The organism is Pseudomonas sp. yb_2 (genome assembly GCF_043103905.1).
Lineage (GTDB): Bacteria > Pseudomonadota > Gammaproteobacteria > Pseudomonadales > Pseudomonadaceae > Aquipseudomonas > Aquipseudomonas alloputida.
This window is the reverse complement of sequence record NZ_JBICKH010000104.1, coordinates 1-15,431: the sequence shown is the minus strand read 5'-3', so window position 1 is coordinate 15,431 and position 15,431 is coordinate 1. Positions and strand designations below refer to the sequence as shown.

The following is a 15,431-nucleotide window of genomic DNA, read 5'->3' as shown; positions in this document are numbered from 1 at the left end:
GTAGCAAAAATTATTGAATAAGTAGTTGATTTACTTGATCAGGCCGGTATAATGGCCGGCCTGATACAGCGTTACAGGTCAGTAGCTCAATTGGCAGAGCGACGGTCTCCAAAACCGTAGGTTGGGGGTTCGATTCCCTCCTGACCTGCCATTTCACCTCGGTGTGATGGCTTTCTTCTTACAGGATCCTCCTCGATGACCCCCAAAACTGAAGCCCAAGAATCGCGTTTTGATCTGTTCAAGTGGCTGGCTGTAGTGGCTTTGGTGGTTGTTGGTGTTGTGGGTAATCAATATTACTCCGGCTCTCCAATCCTGTATCGCGTTCTTGTACTTCTCGTCCTTGCTGCTGTCGCGGGCTTTGTAGCTCTGCAGACTGCGAAGGGCAAGTCGTTCTTTGCGCTGGCGAAGGAAGCTCGTACCGAGATTCGTAAAGTCGTGTGGCCGACCCGCCAGGAAACCACCCAGACCACGCTGATTGTCGTGGCTGTCGTGCTGGTTATGGCACTGCTGCTGTGGGGGCTCGACTCCCTGCTCGGCTGGGCGGTCTCCTTGATCGTTGGCTAAAGGTGTCCCGTGGCTAAGCGTTGGTATGTTGTGCATGCTTACTCGGGTTACGAGAAGCATGTAATGCGCTCCCTCATCGAGCGCGTCAAGCTGGCTGGCATGGAAGACGGTTTCGGCGAGATCTTGGTCCCGACCGAAGAAGTCGTCGAAATGCGCAACGGCCAGAAGCGCAAGAGTGAGCGTAAATTCTTCCCTGGCTATGTACTGGTCCAGATGGAGATGAATGAAGGGACTTGGCACTTGGTCAAGGACACCCCTCGCGTGATGGGCTTTATTGGCGGTACTGCTGACAAGCCTGCGCCGATTACCGATAAAGAAGCTGAGGCCATCCTGCGTCGCGTTGCTGACGGTAGCGATAAGCCGAAGCCCAAGACGCTGTTCGAGCCAGGTGAAGTGGTTCGAGTCATTGATGGTCCGTTCGCTGACTTCAATGGTAGTGTCGAAGAAGTTAACTACGAAAAGAGTCGCCTGCAGGTTGCGGTGCTCATTTTCGGTCGCTCTACTCCGGTGGAGCTCGAGTTCAGCCAGGTCGAAAAGGTCTAGGCGGACGAAGCATCCCATACCCCGCAGCCCTGTGTGCTGCGGGGTTTTGTCGTCACTGGGATAAAACGCAAGTCATCCGGGGAGCCATCAGGCGTTCGTACCCGATTTTGGAGTAGCTCATGGCTAAGAAGATTCAGGCTTACATCAAGCTGCAAGTTAAGGCCGGCCAGGCCAACCCAAGCCCACCCGTTGGTCCAGCACTGGGTCAACATGGTGTGAACATCATGGAATTCTGCAAGGCCTTCAACGCCCGTACCCAGGGTCAAGAAGCCGGCCTGCCGACTCCAGTGATCATCACTGTCTACAGCGACCGTAGCTTCACCTTCGAGACCAAGAGCACCCCTGCCTCGGTTCTGCTGAAGAAAGCTGCTGGCCTGACCAGTGGTTCGGCTCGCCCGAACACCGTTAAAGTCGGTACCGTTACCCGTGCTCAGCTGGAAGACATCGCGAAAGCCAAACAGGCTGACCTGACTGCCGCTGACCTGGACGCTGCTGTACGCACCATCGCTGGCTCTGCCCGCAGCATGGGCCTGAACGTGGAGGGTGTGTAATGGCTAAGCTGACCAAACGCCAAAAGGCAATCGCCGAGAAAATCGAAGCAGGCAAGGCCTACAACTTCGAAGAAGCGGCAACTCTGCTGGCCTCGCTGCCTGCTGCCAAGTTCGTCGAGTCCTACGACATCGCCGTTAACCTCGGTGTTGACCCGCGTAAATCCGACCAGGTCGTACGTAGCGCTACCGTGCTGCCACACGGCACTGGCAAGACCGTTCGCGTTGCTGTCTTCACCCAGGGTCCAGCAGCTGAAGCTGCTCTGGCTGCCGGCGCTGATCGCGTAGGTATGGACGATCTGGCTGCCGAAATGAAAGGCGGCGACCTGAACTATGACGTCGTTATCGCATCGCCTGATGCCATGCGCGTTGTAGGTCAGCTGGGTCAGGTTCTGGGTCCTCGCGGCCTGATGCCTAACCCGAAAGTTGGTACCGTGACCCCAGACGTAGCCACTGCCGTGAAAAACGCCAAGGCTGGTCAGGTTCGCTACCGTACCGACAAAAACGGTATCATCCACACCTCCGTTGGCAAGATCGGCTTTGAAGCTGACAAGCTGAAGGAAAACGTTGAAGCCCTGATCGCTGACCTGAAGCGTATCAAGCCAGCTTCCTCGAAAGGTATCTACGTTAAGCGCGTTACCCTGAGCACCACCATGGGCCCAGGTCTGGTCATCGATCAGAGCTCGCTGAACGTGTAAGAACATGGCGGCGCGACCAGTCGCGCCGCCAGCAAAAATTGGGGTCCCTGCCTGGCGGGGGCTATCCAAGACCGTAGGCGGCGCAAGCCTTAAAACATCAGCCCACGCAGATGGTGCTCCCGATTCGTTACCGAATCAGACACCAAAACGACATCCGGCCTCGGCCAGATGAAACGGTAAAAACCAGGAGTAAACCCGTGGCAATTAAACTCGAAGACAAGAAGGCCATCGTCGCTGAAGTCAACGAGGCTGCCAAAGTCGCTCTGTCCGCTGTCGTGGCTGATGCCCGTGGTGTGACTGTAAGCGCAATGACCGGACTCCGTAAAGAGGCCCGCGAAGCTGGCGTATACGTACGTGTAGTGCGTAATACCCTGCTCAAGCGCGCTGTTGAAGGCACCGAATTCTCGATCCTCAACGACGCGTTCAAAGGCCCGACCCTGATTGCTTTCTCCAACGAACACCCGGGCGCTGCTGCTCGTCTGTTCAAAGAGTTCGCCAAGGGTCAGGACAAGTTCGAGATCAAGGCAGCTGCGTTTGACGGCAATTTCATTGCAGCGAACCAGATCGACGTGTTGGCTACCCTGCCGACCCGCGACGAAGCTATTGCACGACTGATGAGCGTTATTCAAGGCGCCACCAGCAAGCTGGCTCGTACTCTGGCAGCCATTCGCGACCAGAAAGAAGCTACCGCCGCCTAAGGCGCGCGAATTCTTTCAAAATCATACGTTTAATTTGATGGCTGCGTAGGCTGTCACCCCAATACAGGATTTAAGTCATGTCTCTGACTAACGAACAAATCATCGAAGCAATCGGCCAGAAAACCGTTCTGGAAGTTGTTGAGCTGATCAAAGCAATGGAAGAAACCTTCGGCGTTACCGCTGCTGTTGCCGCTGCTGGCCCAGCTGCTGCTGCTGCCGTTGTTGAAGAGCAGACCGAGTTCAACGTTGTTCTGGTTGAAGCCGGCGACAAGAAAGTGAACGTGATCAAGGCCGTTCGCGAACTGACCGGTCTGGGCCTGAAAGAAGCCAAAGAGAAAGTCGATGGCGCTCCTCAGGTTGTAGCTGAAGGCGTTTCGAAAGAAGCCGCTGAAGACGCTAAGAAGAAGCTGGAAGAAGCAGGCGCTAAAGTCGAGCTGAAGTAATCTCGACCTTGCGATGCCAGCCTGAGCGTTGAGCGAAAGGCTGATGGCTGGTGGCTTATGCCACCGGCCTTTTTCCGTTATTGGTGGCCGGTCAGGCCGGTCCCGATAACGAGCTGCAAGACACCCATGTGGGTGGCGCAAACCAAGGGGTTTGCACGATTTTCTGGCTGCTCCCGCCGGGAGAAGCCAAACAAGCAGGTGACCAAGCTGGGGAACGCTGATGGCTTACTCATACACTGAGAAAAAACGTATCCGCAAGGACTTTAGCAAGTTGCCGGACGTCATGGATGTGCCTTACCTCCTGGCCATCCAGCTGGATTCGTATCGCGAATTCCTGCAAGCGGGAGCATCCAAGGATCACTTCCGCGACGTCGGCCTGCACGCGGCCTTCAAATCGGTATTCCCGATCATCAGCTACTCCGGCAATGCTGCCCTGGAGTACGTAGGCTATCGCCTGGGCGAACCCGCCTTCGATGTGAAGGAATGTGTCCTGCGTGGCGTGACCTTCGCGGTCCCACTGCGGGTCAAGGTGCGCCTGATCATCTTCGACAAGGAATCGTCGAACAAAGCGATCAAGGACATCAAAGAGCAAGAAGTCTACATGGGTGAAATCCCCCTGATGACTGAGAACGGTACCTTCGTTATCAACGGTACCGAGCGTGTGATCGTTTCCCAGCTGCACCGTTCGCCTGGTGTGTTCTTCGACCACGACCGTGGCAAGACCCACAGCTCGGGCAAGCTGCTGTACTCCGCTCGCATCATCCCTTACCGCGGTTCCTGGCTGGACTTCGAGTTCGACCCGAAGGACTGCGTGTTCGTGCGTATCGACCGTCGCCGCAAACTGCCGGCCTCGGTGCTGCTGCGCGCCCTGGGTTACAGCACTGAAGAAGTGCTGAACACCTTCTACACCACCAACGTGTTCCACATTTCCGGCGAAAAACTCAGCCTGGAACTGGTACCGCAGCGTCTGCGTGGTGAAGTTGCAGTCATGGACATCCATGACGAAACCGGCAAAGTCATCGTCGAGCAAGGCCGCCGTATTACCGCGCGCCACATCAACCAGCTCGAGAAGGCCGGCGTCAAGCAACTGGACGTTCCAATGGAATACGTCCTGGGCCGCACTACCGCCAAGGCTATCGTGCATCCGGCTACCGGCGAAATTCTCGCCGAATGCAACACCGAGATGACTACCGAGCTGCTGATCAAGGTCGCCAAGGCGCAGGTTGTCCGTATCGAGACCCTGTACACCAACGACATCGATTGCGGTCCGTTCATCTCTGACACTCTGAAGATCGACACCACCAGCAACCAACTGGAAGCGCTGGTCGAGATCTACCGCATGATGCGTCCAGGCGAGCCGCCAACCAAGGACGCAGCCGAGACCCTGTTCAACAACCTGTTCTTCAGTGCCGAGCGTTACGATCTGTCCGCCGTAGGCCGCATGAAGTTCAACCGTCGTATCGGTCGTACCGAGATCGAGGGTTCGGGCGTGCTGAGCAAGGAAGACATCGTCGAGGTTCTGAAGACCCTGGTCGATATCCGTAACGGCAAAGGCATCGTCGACGACATCGACCACCTGGGTAACCGTCGCGTACGTTGCGTCGGCGAGATGGCCGAGAACCAGTTCCGCGTTGGCCTGGTGCGTGTCGAGCGCGCGGTCAAGGAACGCCTGTCGATGGCGGAAAGCGAAGGCCTGATGCCGCAAGACCTGATCAACGCCAAGCCGGTAGCGGCAGCGGTGAAAGAGTTCTTCGGTTCCAGCCAGCTGTCCCAGTTCATGGACCAGAACAACCCTCTCTCGGAGATTACCCACAAGCGCCGTGTCTCCGCACTCGGCCCTGGCGGTCTGACCCGTGAGCGTGCCGGCTTCGAAGTCCGTGACGTACACCCGACCCACTATGGCCGTGTGTGCCCGATCGAGACCCCTGAAGGTCCGAACATCGGTCTGATCAACTCCCTGGCGGCCTATGCCCGCACCAACCAGTACGGCTTCCTGGAAAGCCCGTACCGCGTGGTGAAGGAAGGCGTTGTCAGCGACGACATCGTGTTCCTGTCGGCAATCGAAGAGGCAGATCACGTCATCGCACAGGCTTCGGCCGCGATGAACGACAAGAAGCAACTGATCGATGAGCTGGTAGCAGTTCGTCACCTGAACGAATTCACCGTCAAGGCGCCGGAAGACGTCACCCTGATGGACGTTTCGCCGAAGCAGGTTGTTTCCGTTGCAGCGTCGCTGATTCCGTTCCTCGAGCACGACGACGCCAACCGTGCGTTGATGGGTTCGAACATGCAGCGTCAGGCTGTACCGACCCTGCGTGCCGACAAGCCGCTGGTAGGTACCGGCATGGAGCGCAACGTTGCCCGTGACTCCGGTGTCTGCGTGGTTGCTCGCCGCGGTGGTGTGATCGACTCGGTCGACGCCAGCCGTATCGTTGTTCGCGTTGCCGACGACGAAGTGGAAACCGGCGAAGCGGGTGTGGATATCTACAACCTGACCAAGTACACCCGTTCGAACCAGAACACCTGCATCAACCAGCGTCCGCTGGTGAGCAAGGGTGACAAGGTTCAGCGTGGTGACATCATGGCCGACGGCCCGTCCACCGACATGGGTGAGCTGGCTCTGGGTCAGAACATGCGCATCGCGTTCATGGCGTGGAACGGCTTCAACTTCGAAGACTCCATCTGCCTGTCCGAGCGTGTTGTTCAGGAAGATCGCTTCACCACCATCCACATTCAGGAACTGACCTGTGTGGCGCGTGACACCAAGCTCGGCCCAGAGGAAATCACTGCGGACATCCCGAACGTGGGTGAAGCCGCACTGAACAAGCTGGACGAAGCCGGTATCGTTTACGTAGGTGCTGAAGTTGGCGCTGGCGACATCCTGGTTGGCAAGGTCACGCCAAAAGGCGAAACCCAGCTGACTCCGGAAGAAAAACTGCTGCGCGCAATCTTCGGTGAGAAGGCCAGCGACGTTAAGGACACCTCCCTGCGTGTGCCAACCGGCACCAAGGGTACTGTCATCGACGTACAGGTCTTCACCCGTGATGGCGTGGAGCGCGATAGCCGCGCGCTGGCCATCGAGAAGATGCAGCTCGACGAGATCCGCAAGGACCTCAACGAAGAGTTCCGCATTGTTGAAGGTGCGACCTTCGAGCGTCTGCGTTCTGCCCTGAACGGCCAGGTAGTTGATGGTGGTGCGGGCCTGAAGAAAGGCACCGTGATCACTGACGAGGTGCTGGACGGTCTGGAGCACGGCCAGTGGTTCAAACTGCGCATGGCTGAAGATGCACTGAACGAGCAGCTGGAAAAGGCTCAGCAGTACATCGTCGACCGTCGCCGTCTGCTGGACGACAAGTTCGAAGACAAGAAGCGCAAGCTGCAGCAGGGCGATGACCTGGCACCGGGCGTACTGAAGATCGTCAAGGTTTACCTTGCAATCCGCCGCCGCATCCAGCCGGGTGACAAGATGGCCGGTCGTCACGGTAACAAGGGTGTCGTCTCGGTCATCATGCCGGTTGAAGACATGCCGCACGATGCCAACGGTACTCCGGTTGACGTCGTACTGAACCCGCTGGGTGTACCTTCGCGTATGAACGTTGGTCAGATCCTTGAAACCCACCTGGGCCTCGCGGCCAAGGGTCTGGGCGAGAAGATCGACCGCATGCTCGAAGAGCAGCGTAAAGCCGCTGAGCTGCGCGTGTTCCTGACCGAGGTCTACAACGAGATCGGCGGTCGTCAGGAAAACCTCGACGAGTTCACCGACGAAGAAATCCTGGCCCTGGCTAACAACCTGAAGAAAGGCGTGCCTATGGCTACCCCGGTCTTCGATGGTGCCAAGGAGCGCGAGATCAAGGCCATGCTGAAGCTGGCCGACCTGCCAGAGAGCGGCCAGATGGTGCTGTTCGATGGCCGTACCGGCAACAAGTTCGAGCGTCCTGTGACCGTTGGTTACATGTACATGCTCAAGCTGAACCACTTGGTGGACGACAAGATGCACGCGCGTTCCACTGGTTCCTACAGCCTGGTTACCCAGCAGCCGCTGGGTGGTAAGGCGCAGTTCGGTGGTCAGCGTTTCGGGGAGATGGAAGTGTGGGCGCTGGAAGCATACGGCGCGGCATACACCCTGCAAGAAATGCTCACAGTGAAGTCGGACGACGTGAACGGCCGTACCAAGATGTACAAGAACATCGTGGATGGCGATCACCGTATGGAGCCGGGCATGCCCGAGTCCTTCAACGTGTTGATCAAAGAGATCCGTTCGCTCGGTATCGATATCGATCTGGAAACCGAATAACACGTGACGCGAAGGGGAGTGGGGCAGGTAATGCCCGCTCCCTGCTCCGCCAGGAGGAAAGGCCTTGAAAGACCTACTGAATTTGCTGAAAAACCAGGGTCAAGTCGAAGAGTTCGACGCCATCCGCATCGGTCTGGCGTCGCCTGAAATGATCCGTTCGTGGTCGTTCGGTGAAGTTAAGAAGCCGGAAACCATCAACTACCGTACGTTCAAGCCTGAGCGTGACGGCCTGTTCTGCGCCAAGATCTTTGGCCCAGTCAAGGACTACGAGTGCCTGTGCGGCAAGTACAAGCGCCTCAAGCACCGCGGCGTAATCTGCGAGAAGTGCGGCGTTGAAGTTGCCCTGGCGAAGGTTCGTCGTGAGCGCATGGCGCACATCGAGCTGGCCTCGCCGGTTGCCCACATCTGGTTCCTGAAGTCGCTGCCGTCCCGTATCGGCCTGCTGATGGACATGACCCTGCGTGATATCGAGCGCGTGCTCTACTTCGAGAGCTATGTCGTTATCGACCCGGGCATGACTACCCTGGAAAAGGGCCAGCTGCTGAACGACGAGCAGTACTTCGAAGCGCTGGAAGAGTTCGGTGACGACTTCGATGCCCGTATGGGTGCCGAGGCTGTCCGCGAGCTGCTGCACGCTATCGACCTGGAGCACGAGATCGGCCGCCTGCGCGAAGAAATTCCGCAGACCAACTCGGAAACCAAGATCAAGAAGCTTTCCAAGCGTCTGAAGCTGATGGAAGCTTTCCAGGGCTCGGGCAACCTGCCTGAGTGGATGGTCCTGACCGTCCTGCCAGTGCTGCCGCCGGACCTGCGTCCGCTGGTTCCGCTGGATGGTGGCCGTTTCGCGACTTCCGACCTGAACGACCTGTATCGCCGGGTGATCAACCGTAACAACCGTCTGAAGCGCCTGCTGGATCTGTCGGCGCCGGACATCATCGTGCGCAACGAAAAGCGCATGCTGCAGGAAGCGGTTGACGCTCTGCTGGACAACGGCCGTCGTGGTCGCGCCATCACTGGCTCGAACAAGCGTCCGCTGAAGTCCCTGGCCGACATGATCAAAGGTAAGCAAGGTCGTTTCCGTCAGAACTTGCTCGGTAAGCGTGTTGACTACTCCGGCCGTTCGGTAATTACCGTAGGTCCGACCCTGCGTCTGCACCAGTGCGGTCTGCCGAAGAAGATGGCCCTCGAGCTGTTCAAGCCGTTCATTTTCGGCAAGCTGGAAATGCGTGGTCTGGCGACCACCATCAAGGCTGCCAAGAAGATGGTCGAGCGCGAGCTGCCAGAGGTGTGGGACGTTCTCGCTGAAGTGATTCGCGAACACCCCGTACTGCTCAACCGTGCACCGACCCTTCACCGTCTGGGTATCCAGGCGTTTGAACCCGTACTGATCGAAGGTAAGGCTATTCAGCTGCACCCGCTGGTCTGTGCTGCGTACAACGCCGACTTCGACGGTGACCAGATGGCCGTTCACGTGCCGCTGACCCTGGAAGCCCAGCTCGAAGCGCGTGCGCTGATGATGTCGACCAACAACATCCTGTCGCCAGCCAACGGTGAGCCAATCATCGTTCCGTCGCAGGACGTTGTACTGGGTCTGTACTACATGACCCGGGAAGCCATCAATGCCAAGGGCGAAGGTCGCGTGTTCGCCGACCTGCAGGAAGTCGACCGCGTATTCCGCGCCGGCGAAGCCGCCCTGCACGCGAAAATCAAGGTTCGTATCAACGAAACCGTGAAAGAGCGTGATGGCTCGGTGGTCAAGAACACCCGCATCGTTGACACCACCGTCGGCCGTGCGCTGCTGTTCCAGGTTGTGCCGGCAGGTCTGCCGTATGACGTGGTCAACCAGCCGATGAAGAAAAAGGCGATCTCCAAGCTGATCAACCAGTGCTACCGCGTGGTTGGTCTGAAAGAGACCGTTATCTTCGCCGACCAACTGATGTACACCGGTTTCGCATACTCGACCATTTCCGGCGTTTCCATCGGTGTTAACGACTTCGTTATCCCGGACGAGAAAGCCCGCATCATCGGTAACGCTACCGACGAAGTGAAGGAAATCGAGAGCCAGTACGCCTCCGGCCTGGTAACCCAGGGCGAGAAGTACAACAAGGTCATCGACTTGTGGTCGAAGGCGAACGACGAAGTGTCCAAGGCGATGATGGCCAACCTCTCGAAAGAGAAGGTCATCGACCGCGAAGGCAAGGAAGTCGAGCAAGAGTCCTTCAACTCGATGTACATGATGGCTGACTCGGGTGCGCGGGGTTCCGCAGCCCAGATCCGTCAGCTGGCCGGTATGCGTGGTCTGATGGCCAAGCCGGACGGTTCCATCATCGAGACGCCGATCACCGCGAACTTCCGTGAAGGTCTGAGCGTACTTCAGTACTTCATCTCGACTCACGGTGCTCGTAAGGGTCTGGCGGATACCGCACTGAAAACCGCTAACTCCGGTTACCTGACTCGTCGTCTGGTGGACGTTGCCCAGGATCTGGTAGTGACCGAGATCGACTGCGGCACCGATCAGGGCCTGGTGATGACGCCACACATCGAAGGCGGCGACGTTGTAGAGCCACTGGGTGAGCGTGTATTGGGTCGTGTCATCGCCCGTGACGTATTCAAGCCAGGCACCGAGGACGTTATCGTTCCGGCCGGTACCTTGGTCGACGAGCAGTGGGTCGAGTTCATCGAGCTGAACAGCATCGACGAAGTGATCGTGCGTTCGCCGATCAACTGCGAAACCCGCTACGGCATTTGCGCCAAGTGCTACGGTCGTGATCTGGCTCGTGGTCACCAGGTGAACATCGGTGAGGCTGTCGGCGTTATCGCTGCCCAGTCGATCGGTGAGCCGGGTACCCAGCTGACCATGCGTACGTTCCACATCGGTGGTGCTGCAAGCCGTACCTCGGCTGCCGACAGCGTCCAGGTTAAGAATGGCGGTATGGTGCGTCTGCACAACCTGAAGCAGGTTGAGCGTGCCGACGGTAACCTGGTTGCCGTATCGCGTTCGGGTGAGTTGGCGATTGCTGACGAGTTCGGTCGTGAGCGTGAGCGCTACAAGCTGCCTTACGGTGCGGTGATTTCGGTCAAGGAAGGTGAAAAGGTCGAAGCTGGCGCCATCGTCGCCAAGTGGGACCCACACACCCACCCGATCGTTACCGAGCTGAAAGGTACCGTGACCTTCGTGGGCATGGAAGAAAACATCACCATCAAGCGTCAGACCGACGAACTGACCGGCTTGACCAACATTGAAGTACTGGACGTCAAGGATCGCCCTGCCGCAGGCAAGGAAATCCGTCCGGCAATCAAGATGGTCGATGCTGCAGGCAAGGATCTGTACCTGCCAGGTACTGACGTACCTGCCCAGTACTTCCTGCCGGCCAACGCCCTTGTCGGTGTGGCTGACGGTGCTCAGATCGGTGTTGGTGACGTTATCGCGCGTATCCCGCAAGAGACGTCGAAGACCCGTGACATTACCGGTGGTCTGCCACGCGTTGCCGACCTGTTCGAAGCGCGTCGTCCGAAAGAAGCCTCGATTCTGGCTGAAGTCAGCGGCACCATCGCATTCGGTAAAGAGACCAAGGGCAAGCGTCGCCTGGTGATCACTCCGACCGACGGTAGCGAACCGTACGAAGAGCTGATTCCGAAGTGGCGCCACCTGAACGTCTTCGAAGGTGAACAGGTAAACCGCGGTGAAGTTATCTCCGACGGCCCGAGCGATCCGCATGACATCCTGCGTCTGCTGGGTGTGAGTGCGCTGGCGAAGTACATCGTCAACGAGATCCAGGACGTTTACCGTCTGCAAGGCGTGAAGATCAACGACAAGCACATCGAGACCATTCTGCGTCAGATGCTGCGCAAGGTTGAGATCTCCGAGTCGGGCGATTCCAGCTTCATCAAGGGCGACCAGATGGAACTGACCCAGGTGCTGGTAGAGAACGAGCGTCTCGCTAGCGAGGACAAGTTCATCTCCAAGTTCACCCGAGTGCTGCTGGGTATCACCAAGGCCTCGCTGTCCACCGAGTCGTTCATCTCCGCGGCTTCCTTCCAGGAAACAACCCGCGTACTGACCGAAGCGGCGGTAACCGGCAAGCGCGACTACCTGCGCGGCCTGAAAGAGAACGTGGTCGTGGGTCGTCTGATCCCGGCCGGTACTGGTCTGGCCTACCACAGCGAGCGCAAGCGTCGCCGTGATGCCGACAAACCGCTGCGTGTAAGCGCCAGTGAAGTGGAAGCTGCACTGACCGAAGCGCTGAATTCCAGCGGTAATTAAGTACAGGGCAAGGCCCCGGCAAGCCTCGGGCGATCATCGGCGACATGAAATGTTGCCGATGATCGGGCGGGGAGGGCCGGGGCCTCGTCTTGACTGGGTGCAAGATCCTCTTTAGACTTTTGTACCCTTAAATTTGGTGAGGCTCCGTCTCGCCAATTTTTGGCTTTCTTGCAAGACAATAGAGTCGCAAGACAATCAGTGGAGCTAGTAGATGGCAACTATCAACCAGCTGGTACGTCAGCCGCGTAAGCGTTCGGTCGAGAAGTCCGACGTTCCTGCGCTGCAGAACTGCCCGCAGCGTCGTGGCGTGTGCACCCGTGTGTACACCACCACGCCGAAAAAACCTAACTCGGCACTGCGTAAAGTATGTCGTGTGCGTCTGACCAACGGTTTCGAGGTTTCCTCGTACATCGGTGGTGAAGGCCACAACCTGCAAGAGCACAGCGTCGTCCTGATTCGTGGCGGCCGTGTAAAAGACTTGCCAGGTGTTCGTTACCACACCGTTCGCGGCTCTCTGGATACTTCGGGCGTTAAAGGCCGTAACCAGGGTCGTTCGAAGTACGGTACCAAGCGTCCGAAGTAATCGGTCGTTTGCAGACATCCATTTTTTTGAGTCGATAAGAGTAAGGTCGGGCAGGGGTCGAAGACCCACGTCCCGGGCTAACCTGAAGACCGTTTGAGGGCTTATCATGCCAAGACGTCGTGTAGCAGCAAAACGTGAGATCCTTGACGATCCGAAGTACGGATCCCAGATTCTCGCGAAGTTCATGAACCACGTGATGGAAAGCGGCAAGAAGGCCGTAGCCGAGCGCATCGTTTACGGTGCCCTGGATACCGTCAAAGCACGCAAGAACAGCGACCCCCTGGAAATCTTCGAGAAAGCTCTCGACGCCATCGCTCCGCTGGTCGAAGTAAAGTCCCGTCGTGTCGGCGGTGCCACTTACCAGGTCCCGGTTGAAGTTCGTCCATCCCGTCGTAACGCTCTGGCAATGCGCTGGCTCGTAGACTACGCCCGCAAGCGCGGCGAGAAGTCGATGGCTCTGCGTCTGGCCGGCGAACTGCTGGATGCTGCCGAAGGCAAGGGTGCTGCAGTCAAGAAGCGTGAAGACGTTCACCGTATGGCTGAAGCCAACAAAGCGTTCTCGCACTACCGCTTCTAATTCAAGCATCAATCTTTTTGCGAGGGCTTTATGGCTCGTACTACAGCAATTAACCGCTACCGTAACATTGGTATCTGTGCCCACGTTGACGCGGGCAAGACCACCACTACCGAGCGGATCCTGTTCTACACAGGTCTGAGCCACAAAATGGGCGAGGTGCATGACGGCGCCGCGACCACCGACTGGATGGTGCAGGAGCAGGAGCGGGGTATCACCATTACCTCCGCTGCCGTTACCACCTTCTGGAAAGGTTCCCGTGGTCAGTATGACAACTACCGCGTAAACGTTATCGATACCCCTGGCCACGTTGACTTCACCATTGAAGTAGAGCGTTCGCTGCGTGTACTCGACGGCGCGGTCGTTGTGTTCTGTGGCACCTCCGGCGTTGAGCCGCAGTCCGAAACCGTATGGCGTCAGGCCAACAAGTACGGCGTTCCGCGTGTTGTCTACGTGAACAAGATGGACCGTGCTGGTGCAAACTTCCTGCGCGTCGTAGGTCAGATCAAGAACCGTCTGGGTCACACTCCGGTTCCTGTTCAGCTGGCCATCGGTTCGGAAGATAACTTCCAGGGTCAGGTTGACCTGATCAAGATGAAGGCTATCTACTGGAACGACGACGACAAGGGTACTACCTACCGCGAGGAAGAAATTCCTGCGGATATGGTCGAGCTGGCTAACGAATGGCGCAACAACATGGTTGAAGCCGCCGCCGAAGCCACCGAAGAGCTGATGAACAAGTACCTTGAAGAAGGTGAGCTGTCCGTCGAAGAGATCAAGGCAGGCCTGCGCGCGCGCACCCTGGCCAGCGAGATCGTTCCGGCTGTCTGCGGTTCGTCGTTCAAGAACAAGGGTGTTCCCCTGGTTCTCGACGCCGTTATCGACTTCCTGCCAGCTCCGACCGAGATCCCTGCGATCAAGGGTATCCACCCTGACCTGATCGACGTGCCTAAGGACGAAGTCAAGCCAGAGCAGTTCGACGAGCGTCATGCTGACGACGACGAGCCGTTCTCGGCCCTGGCCTTCAAGATTGCCACCGACCCGTTCGTTGGTACTCTGACCTTCGTTCGCGTTTACTCGGGCTTCCTGACCTCCGGTGACTCCGTCATCAACTCGGTCAAAGGCAAGAAAGAGCGCGTTGGTCGTATGGTCCAGATGCACGCCAACCAGCGTGAAGAGATCAAAGAAGTACGTGCAGGCGACATCGCTGCTCTGATCGGCATGAAGGACGTCACTACTGGTGATACCCTGTGCAACGCCGACAAGCCGATCATCCTTGAGCGTATGGACTTCCCTGAGCCTGTGATTTCGCTCTCTGTAGAGCCGAAAACCAAGCAGGACCAGGAGAAGATGGGTATCGCACTGGGCAAGCTGGCTCAGGAAGACCCATCGTTCCGCGTCAAGACCGATGAAGAAACCGGTCAGACCATCATCTCCGGTATGGGTGAGCTGCACCTGGACATCCTCGTTGACCGCATGAAGCGCGAATTCAACGTCGAAGCCAACATCGGCAAGCCGCAGGTTTCGTACCGCGAGAAGATCACCAAATCCAACGTCGAGATCGAAGGCAAGTTCGTTCGTCAGTCGGGTGGTCGTGGTCAGTTCGGTCACTGCTGGGTTCGCTTCTCCGAGCCGGACGTGGACGACAAGGGCAACATCACAGAAGGTCTGGTGTTCTCCAACGAAGTCGTTGGTGGTGTGATTCCTAAGGAATACATCCCTGCGATCCAGAAGGGTATCGAAGAGCAGATGAAAAACGGCGTTGTTGCCGGTTATCCTCTGATCGGCCTGAAGGCCGCGGTATTCGACGGTTCGTACCACGACGTCGACTCCAACGAAATGGCGTTCAAGATCGCTGCTTCGATGGCGACCAAGCAACTGGCCCAGAAGGGCGGTGGCGTGGTTCTCGAGCCGATCATGAAAGTCGAAGTTGTAACCCCGGAAGACTACCTGGGTGACGTGATGGGTGACCTGAACCGTCGTCGTGGTCTGGTCCAGGGTATGGATGAGTCGGTCTCTGGCCGTGTCGTCCGTGCTGAAGTACCGCTCGGAGAGATGTTCGGTTACGCAACCGACGTTCGTTCCATGTCTCAGGGTCGCGCAAGCTACTCCATGGAATTCTCCAAATACGCCGAAGCTCCGTCGAACATCGTCGAAGCACTCGTTAAAAAACAAGGCTAATCCCCTTTAGGCAAGAGGTTCACTGTCGTGGCTAAAGAAAA

11 protein-coding genes and 1 tRNA gene are annotated in these 15,431 nt (G+C 57.5%); all 12 read left to right on the top strand.

Translation table 11 applies throughout. The features are described from left to right. The first annotated feature begins 75 nt into the window (after positions 1–75). The 12 genes from ACF8FB_RS26655 to fusA all read left to right on the top strand — a co-directional run bounded on the left by ACF8FB_RS26655 (position 76) and on the right by fusA (position 15,390). A tRNA-Trp gene (locus ACF8FB_RS26655) sits at positions 76–151 on the top strand. A 44-nt stretch (positions 152–195) separates the two neighbouring features. Next, positions 196–564, top strand: coding sequence for a preprotein translocase subunit SecE (secE, locus tag ACF8FB_RS26650; RefSeq protein WP_010951773.1), 369 nt, complete (start codon positions 196–198; stop codon positions 562–564). Between the two features lie 9 nt (positions 565–573). Next, complete coding sequence (gene nusG, locus ACF8FB_RS26645) at positions 574–1,107, top strand: transcription termination/antitermination protein NusG (RefSeq protein WP_003255501.1); 534 nt, start codon at positions 574–576, stop codon at positions 1,105–1,107. 119 nt (positions 1,108–1,226) lie between these two features. Further along, on the top strand, positions 1,227–1,658 hold the full coding sequence (gene rplK, locus ACF8FB_RS26640) for a 50S ribosomal protein L11 (protein WP_003255500.1): 432 nt from the start codon (positions 1,227–1,229) through the stop codon (positions 1,656–1,658). Continuing rightward, the gene (rplA, locus tag ACF8FB_RS26635) at positions 1,658–2,353 is read left to right on the top strand and encodes a 50S ribosomal protein L1 (RefSeq protein ID WP_003255499.1); all 696 of its coding nucleotides are present in this window, start codon (positions 1,658–1,660) and stop codon (positions 2,351–2,353) included. The genes rplK and rplA overlap by 1 nt, the downstream gene beginning before the upstream one ends. A gap of 197 nt (positions 2,354–2,550) precedes the next feature. Continuing rightward, a complete protein-coding gene (gene rplJ / locus ACF8FB_RS26630) occupies positions 2,551–3,051 on the top strand; it encodes a 50S ribosomal protein L10 (protein WP_003255497.1) in 501 nt (166 codons plus the stop codon). A gap of 77 nt (positions 3,052–3,128) precedes the next feature. Next, complete coding sequence (gene rplL / locus ACF8FB_RS26625) at positions 3,129–3,494, top strand: 50S ribosomal protein L7/L12 (RefSeq protein ID WP_003255496.1); 366 nt, start codon at positions 3,129–3,131, stop codon at positions 3,492–3,494. 220 nt (positions 3,495–3,714) lie between these two features. After that, a complete protein-coding gene (gene rpoB, locus ACF8FB_RS26620) occupies positions 3,715–7,788 on the top strand; it encodes a DNA-directed RNA polymerase subunit beta (RefSeq protein ID WP_003255495.1) in 4,074 nt (1,357 codons plus the stop codon). Positions 7,789–7,852: 64 nt separating this feature from the next. Further along, positions 7,853–12,052, top strand: coding sequence for a DNA-directed RNA polymerase subunit beta' (gene rpoC / locus ACF8FB_RS26615; RefSeq protein ID WP_010951774.1), 4,200 nt, complete (start codon positions 7,853–7,855; stop codon positions 12,050–12,052). A 211-nt stretch (positions 12,053–12,263) separates the two neighbouring features. Further along, positions 12,264–12,635, top strand: a complete 372-nt coding sequence (rpsL, locus tag ACF8FB_RS26610) for a 30S ribosomal protein S12 (protein WP_003255492.1) — start codon at positions 12,264–12,266, stop codon at positions 12,633–12,635. Positions 12,636–12,741: 106 nt separating this feature from the next. Next, positions 12,742–13,212, top strand: coding sequence for a 30S ribosomal protein S7 (gene rpsG, locus ACF8FB_RS26605; protein ID WP_003246741.1), 471 nt, complete (start codon positions 12,742–12,744; stop codon positions 13,210–13,212). Positions 13,213–13,242: 30 nt separating this feature from the next. After that, the gene (gene fusA, locus ACF8FB_RS26600) at positions 13,243–15,390 is read left to right on the top strand and encodes an elongation factor G (RefSeq protein ID WP_003255490.1); all 2,148 of its coding nucleotides are present in this window, start codon (positions 13,243–13,245) and stop codon (positions 15,388–15,390) included. The last annotated feature ends 41 nt before the right edge of the window (positions 15,391–15,431 follow it).